Here is a 6,784-nt window from a genome sequence, read left to right as displayed (position 1 = left end):
GTGAGGGCCTATTGCAGCAGCGGAAAGTTCCGCGTCAACGCCAATGGCAAACGCATCGACGTGTGGCTGATCTATCGCTGCATCGACTGCGACAATTCCTGGAATTTCGGCATTTTCGAACGCTGCAACCGCCGCGACATCGACCCGGCGCTGCTGGCGGCGCTCGAAAGCAACGATCCTGCACTCGCTCACCGTCATGCCTTCGATGCGGTGGCGTTGCGCAACCGGATCGGGCGCGTCGAGGAGTTCTCCGATGTCAGCGTTCACAAGCGCAGGCTCGGCGACACCAGGGAAGCCGCGACCGTGTTGGAACTCCAGCTCGGGCTCGAAATGCCGACATCGCTGCGGCTCGACCGGCTGCTCGCAAGCGAACTCTGCATCTCGCGATCACGGCTTCAGGCGCTGGAGGAGAAGCGGCTGCTCATCGTTGACCCGGATGGAGCAAAGGCCCTGCGCAAGCCGGCCCGTGCGGGAAACACGATCCGCATCGATCTGGCCGGCGAGGCCGATCGGCAGGCCATCATCGCGGCTGCCGGTGGATGAACGAAAAAGGGGCGGAACACTGGTTGCTCCGCCCCTCTCCGCTGTTGGAAAAAATAAGAGCTTACGCCGCGCCGACCACCTTGGACGACTTCTCGAACCGCTTGCGCTCGTTCGGATCGAGATAGAGCTTGCGCAGCCGAATGGTCTTCGGCGTCACTTCGACCAGCTCGTCGTCCTGGATCCAGGCCAGCGCGCGTTCCAGCGTCATGCGGATCGGCGGGGTCAGCTTGACCGCCTCGTCCTTGCCGGCGGCACGGATGTTGGTCAGCTTCTTGCCCTTGAGCACGTTCACTTCAAGGTCATTGTCGCGGCTATGGATACCGATGATCATGCCCTGATACACCTTGACGCCCGGATCGATGACCATCGGGCCGCGATCTTCCAGGTTCCACATGGCGTAGGCGACCGATTCGCCCTGTTCGTTGGAAATCAGCACGCCATTGGTGCGGCCTGGCAGCTCGCCCTTGTAGGGCTCATAGGCATGGAAAAGCCGGTTCATCACGGCGGTGCCGCGCGTGTCGGTCAAAAGCTCCGACTGGTAGCCGATCAGGCCACGGGTCGGCGCATGGAAGACAATGCGCTGACGATTGCCGCCGGATGGGCGCAGTTCGACCATCTCGGCCTTGCGCTCGGACATCTTCTGCACGACGACGCCGGCATGCTCCTCGTCGACGTCGATGACGACTTCTTCGACCGGCTCCAGCAATTCGCCATTCTCGCCCTTCTGCATGACGACGCGCGGACGCGACACGGCGATTTCAAAGCCTTCGCGCCGCATCGTCTCGATCAGCACGGCCAGCTGCAATTCGCCGCGGCCGGAGACGAAGAACGAATCCTTGTCAGGCGATTCCTCGATCTTCAGCGCGACATTGCCTTCGGCTTCGCGCAGCAGGCGGTCGCGGATGACGCGGCTGGTCACCTTGTCGCCTTCGGTGCCGGCCAGCGGACTGTCGTTGACCAGGAACGACATGGTCACGGTCGGCGGATCGATCGGCTGCGCATGCAGCGGTTCGCTCACGCTCGGGTCGCAGAACGTGTCGGCGACGGTGCCCTTCGACAAGCCGGCAATGGCGACGATGTCGCCCGCCTGCGCTTCTTCGATCGGCTGGCGCTCAAGGCCGCGGAAGGCCAGGATCTTGGAAATACGGCCGGTTTCGATCTGAGTACCGTCATGGTGCAGCACCTTGACCGGCTGGTTGGCCTTCAGCGTGCCGCTCTCGATGCGGCCGGTGATGATGCGGCCGAGAAACGGATTGGCTTCCAGGATGGTGCCGATCATGCGGAACGGACCGGGATGAACGGTCGGCTCCGGCACATGCTTGATGACGAGGTCGAACAGGGGCGCCAACTGCTGGTCCTTCGGTCCTTCCGGATTTTCCGAAACCCAGCCATCGCGGCCTGAGCCGTACAGAATCGGGAAGTCGAGCTGCTCGTCGGTGGCGTCGAGCGCTGCGAAGAGGTCGAACACCTCGTTGACCACCTCGACATGACGGGCGTCCGGGCGATCGATCTTGTTGATGACGACGATCGGCTTCAGGCCGACCTTGAGCGCCTTGCCGACGACGAATTTGGTCTGCGGCATCGGCCCTTCGGCGGCATCGACCAGCACGATGGCTGAGTCCACCATCGACAGGATGCGTTCGACCTCGCCACCGAAATCGGCGTGGCCGGGGGTGTCGACGATGTTGATGCGGGTATCCTTCCAGTCGACCGAGGTCGCTTTGGCCAGGATGGTGATGCCGCGCTCCTTTTCGAGGTCGTTGGAATCCATGGCGCGCTCGGCCACGCGCTGATTGTCTCGGAAGGAGCCGGACTGCTTCAAAAGCTGGTCGACCAGGGTGGTCTTTCCATGGTCGACGTGCGCGATGATCGCGATATTACGGATTTTCATGTTCTGGTCTCGGAAGCGTTGCAGGCAGCAGGCCAAAAGGCGCTGCCTCTTTCGGTTGCGCGGCTCATACAGGGTTTTTCGCAGTTGCGAAAGAGGAGGCGCGTCACCAAATACTCATCAAATCTTAAGCATCTGCGTGTGAGATGATTTTGTTAACCAAGGCGGGAACCCCTCGGGGCCCGGGCAGTTCGAACGTCATGACCGATAAACTCAACCGATTCTGGCCGCTCATCGCCTCTGTTGCCTTCGCCGTCCTGCTGGCGGCCAACGCCGCGCAGTCGGCCGCGACGACGAAGGAATCACGGCCTGCCTTGCCGTCAGAGGCACAGTCGGCCGAGCAGATTTTCGCCGACGCGCCCGACGGCGTCGACCCGGTGGTGACCGGCCCGGTCAGCGCCGCCTTCAAGCAGCGGCAGGACGCCGCCAACTGCGACAGCGCCGTCTGGCCGAATATCCCCATGGTCTGCTACCCGGACTAAGGCATCGCGCGCCCTAGACGCGCGCGACACCTTTCCATCAGCGCGCGCTTATGCCGACCGCACCGGGTCGAGCGTCACCTTGTAGAGTTCATTGTCGTCGCGATCCATCAGCCGCACCGTCATCTGCTCGCTGGCGCCTGAAATATCGACCAGCCCGAAGAATTGCAGACCTGCCGAGGGCGGCAGGTTCTGTCCCTGTTCGGCGGTCGGCGCCTTGATGAACTTCAGCTCCGGACCGAACGTCATGTCGAAATCGTTCGGCCCGAACGTTCCGGCATGGATCGGACCCGAAACGAATTCCCAGAACGGATTGAAATCCTGGAACTGCGCCTTGTCCGGGTTGTAATAATGCGCGGCCGTGTAATGCACGTCGGCGGTGAGCCAGACGGTGTTGCTGATGCCGGCATTCTTGATGAAGCGCAGCAGGTCGGCGATCTCGAGCTCACGCCCTTTTGGCAAGCCATTGTCGCCATTGCTGACTGCTTCGGCACCAACCTTCTTGGTGCCGTCGTCCCAGACGACGAGGCCGAGCGGCATGTCGGCGGCGATGATTTTCCAGGTCGCCTTCGAATTCGCCAGTTCGCGCTTCAGCCATTTCGTCTGCTGTTCGCCGAGCATGCGCGATTGCGGCGTCATCTCATCCTGCATGTCGGGACCATTGGGGCCGCGATAGGAGCGCATGTCGAGGAAGAACACGTCGAGCAGCGGCCCGTAGGCGATCTTGCGATAGACGCGGCCGGGCTCGGAAGGTTCGTAGCGGATCGTCGTCATCTCGTGGAAAGCCCGCGCCGCACGGGCCGCCAGCACGTGGATGGATTTTTCCGAATAGCGGCTGTCGGCGCTGAGATCCTTCGAATCCGACCAGTTGTTCAGGACTTCATGGTCGTCCCACTGGTAGAAAGTCGGGCAGATGGCGCTGAGGCCGAGCACGTTCCTGTCCATCATGTTGTACTTCCACTGGTCCCGGTATTCGTCCAGCGTCTCGGCAACCTTGCGTTTGCCGTCGATCAGCACGACGTTCTTCCACTTGCCGCCGCCGGGCAGGTCGACCTCGTCCTTCATGGCGCCGTCGGCATAGATGGTGTCGCCCGAATGCAGGAAGAAGTCGGGCGTGTGCTTGCCGATCGTGGCGTAGGTCTTCATGCCGGTCTCATCGATGCCCCAGCCCTGGCCGGCGGTGTCGCCCGACCAGGCAAAGCGGATGTCGCGCTTCGAGGCCGGCGCCGTCCTGAAGCGCCCGATGATCGGCTCGGAAACGGCGTTGATGTCGGCGAGATCGGCTGCCGTCATGCGATAGAAGATATCCTGGTCCGAAGCGAGGTCGGTGAGCAGCCGCTTGACGGTGTAGTCGCTGGCCGGCGACGTATCGAGCGGCGCCAGGCGTGTCGCAGTGGCGAAGTTCTCCGTCGACGACACTTCGAACATGACGCGCGACGGGCGATCGGTGCGCGTCCACACCATGCCGCTGGTTGCGTCGACATCGCCGGACTGGACGCCATGGGTGAAGGCCGGCCGCTGACTGGCGCGCGAATAGTAGGGCAGCACCAGGCTCGAGACGCCGGCCAGGCCAACGGCGCTGGCGGAGGTGACGAAAGCGCGGCGAGTCATCGAAAGCTTGTTCACGGCTGTCTCCTGGATGGCTTGAACGGTGCCACCAAAATCCAGCGTCAATGTTTCAGGGACATCTCGGGATCATGAAGTTTTTCTGACGATCAACAGGCGGGTGGGCGTTTGCGCGGACGGCGAAGCTGCCGATCTTCCTCCGTGTGGGGGAGATGGCAGCTTGGCCGGTAGCGTCTCTCCCTACGCCGCCTGCGGCTCCGGCTCGAATGCCGGCTTGCTGGTGTTGATCAGCAGCGAGATACAGGCAGCGGCTATTGCCGTCATGCCGGCGATCAGGAAGGCCAGTTCGTAATTGCCCTGCAACTCGCGCATGGTGCCACCGAAGGCGGCGGCGGTCGCCGCACCGATCTGGTGGCCGGCGACGATCCAGCCGAACACGATCGGCCCACTGCGATCGCCGAACGCCTCATTGGCGAGCCTCAGAGTCGGCGGCACGGTGGCGATCCAGTCGAGACCGTAGAGCACGGCGAAGATGATCAGGCTGGTCGCTGAGAAGCCGGAATAGGGCAGGTAGATCAGCGACAGGCCGCGGATGCCGTAATAGACGCCGAGCAGCTTGCGCGGGTCGAAACGGTCGGTGAGCCAGCCCGACAATGTCGTGCCGATCAGATCGAAAATGCCCATCATCGACAGCAGGCCGGCGGCCTGCACCTCGCCGATGCCCATGTCGCCGCAAAACGCGATCAGATGCGTGCCGACCAGCCCGTTGGTGGTGAAGCCGCAGACGAAGAAGGTGGCGAACAGATACCAGAACACCCGCGTGCCGGCGGCACGGCGCAGCGTCGAGAACGTATGCGCCAGAAAGTTGCCCTGTGACGCAGGCGGCGTCGGCGGCACATCGTCAGCCTCGGCGCCATAGCGCACCATGCCGATCGATGCCGGCCGCTCCGGCACCAGCAGCCAGACCAGCGGTATCAGGGCAGCGGTCGCGATCGCGACCGCAATGACAACCGGCTGCCAGCCGCCCGACTGTGCCAGAGCGGCGATCAGCGGCAGGAACACCAGCATGCCCGAGGCACTGGAGGCCGACATCAATCCCATGACAAGGCCGCGATTGGTCTTGAACCAGCGATTGACGATGGTCGCGCCGAGCACGCTGGCGACGGCACCGGAACCAATGCCCGAGAACACGCCCCAGGTGATGAACAGATGCCACGGCTTGGTCATCAGCAGGCTGAGCATGGTCGAGCCCGACATCACCACCAGCGAGGCGAGCAGCGTGCGGCGCAGCCCGATGCGCTCCATCAGGGCTGCGGCAAATGGCCCCGTCAAACCGTAAAGCAGAATGCCGACACCGGCGGCCAGGGAGATGACGTCGCGGCGCCAGCCGAAACTGTTCTCGAGTGGCAGCATCATGACCGAGGGTGCGGAGCGCAGGCCAGCCGCGACCAGCAGGCTGAGGAAGATGACGCCGACCACGACGAAAGCGTAGCGCTGGCCAAAGGGGCGAGATTGAGTTATCATGTTACTGACCGGTACGTTGCAGGGTGGGAACATGTATACGTACCGATCGGTAACATTGTCAATCGAGTCACACGATGCCAACCGACAAAAATATTGAACTGACCATCAGCGACGGTCATGCATCCGCTCCGCCGAAAGCCGCCAAGAAGATCCTCGATGTGGCCTATGACCTGTTCTACCGGCGCGGCATCAGGGCGATCGGCGTCGACGAGATCGTCAAGCGTGCCGGCGTCACCAAGCCCAGCCTCTACCGCAGCTTTCCGTCCAAGGACGAACTGGCCGCTTCCTATCTCAGGCAATATGACCGTGAATACTGGGAGCGCTTCGACGAGGCGGTCGCCGCTCATCCCGGCGACCCGCGCGCTCAGATCAAGGCTTTCCTGACCCGCATCGGCAAGCGCACGCAGGTGGCGGACTATCGCGGCTGCGGCATGACCAATGCGGCGGTCGAATATCCCGACCACAGCCACCCGGCTCGCGTGGTCAGCGAGGCCAACAAGCAGGAACTGCGCCGCCGCCTGCGCGCCATGGCGGCTGCGATGGGCGCGCAAGACCCAGACACGCTCGGCGACGGCCTGCTGCTGCTGATCGAGGGCGCCTATATCAGCGGCCAGTTGTTCGGCCTCGGCGGTCCGGCGCAAGCGGTTGCCCGCAATGCCGACCTGCTGATCGAAGCCAGCTTGAAGAAATAGCGTTTGGCGCTACGCTGCGGCGGCTTGCAACGGAGATTGACCGCCATGCGTGCCATTCTGATCCCGCTTGTCCTGGTCGGTCTCGGTCAGGC

At 63.0% G+C, this 6,784-nt stretch carries 6 protein-coding genes; 3 read left to right on the top strand and 3 right to left on the bottom strand.

Translation table 11 applies throughout. The features are described from left to right. Positions 1-543 (top strand): DUF1062 domain-containing protein (locus EN994_RS12730; protein WP_127307569.1); only part of this gene is annotated, 543 nt, incomplete at its 5' end. A 61-nt stretch (positions 544-604) separates the two neighbouring features. Here the strand turns inward: EN994_RS12730 and typA are convergent. Next, the gene (typA, locus tag EN994_RS12725; RefSeq protein WP_013529003.1) at positions 605-2,434 is read right to left on the bottom strand and encodes a translational GTPase TypA; all 1,830 of its coding nucleotides are present in this window, start codon (positions 2,432-2,434) and stop codon (positions 605-607) included. Positions 2,435-2,631: 197 nt separating this feature from the next. On the opposite strand from typA, the gene EN994_RS12720 reads away from it, so the two are divergent. Continuing rightward, entirely contained in the window at positions 2,632-2,913 is a 282-nt protein-coding gene (locus tag EN994_RS12720; RefSeq protein WP_224618852.1) for a hypothetical protein, read from the top strand. 48 nt (positions 2,914-2,961) lie between these two features. On the opposite strand, the gene EN994_RS12715 is transcribed toward EN994_RS12720, so the two are convergent. Then, positions 2,962-4,536, bottom strand: a complete 1,575-nt coding sequence (locus EN994_RS12715) for an alkaline phosphatase (RefSeq protein WP_063170395.1) — start codon at positions 4,534-4,536, stop codon at positions 2,962-2,964. A gap of 180 nt (positions 4,537-4,716) precedes the next feature. After that, positions 4,717-6,000 (bottom strand): MFS transporter, encoded by a 1,284-nt coding sequence (locus EN994_RS12710; protein ID WP_063169470.1) that lies wholly within the window; start codon positions 5,998-6,000, stop codon positions 4,717-4,719. A 74-nt stretch (positions 6,001-6,074) separates the two neighbouring features. Between EN994_RS12710 and EN994_RS12705 the strand changes: the two genes are divergently transcribed. Further along, entirely contained in the window at positions 6,075-6,692 is a 618-nt protein-coding gene (locus EN994_RS12705) for a TetR/AcrR family transcriptional regulator (RefSeq protein WP_013528999.1), read from the top strand. Positions 6,693-6,784 lie beyond the last annotated feature (92 nt).

Origin of the sequence: Mesorhizobium sp. M7A.F.Ca.CA.002.09.1.1 (genome assembly GCF_003998555.1) — a bacterium.
GTDB classification, from domain to species: Bacteria; Pseudomonadota; Alphaproteobacteria; order Rhizobiales; family Rhizobiaceae; genus Mesorhizobium; species Mesorhizobium ciceri.
This window is presented reverse-complemented; position numbering and strand designations above follow the sequence as displayed.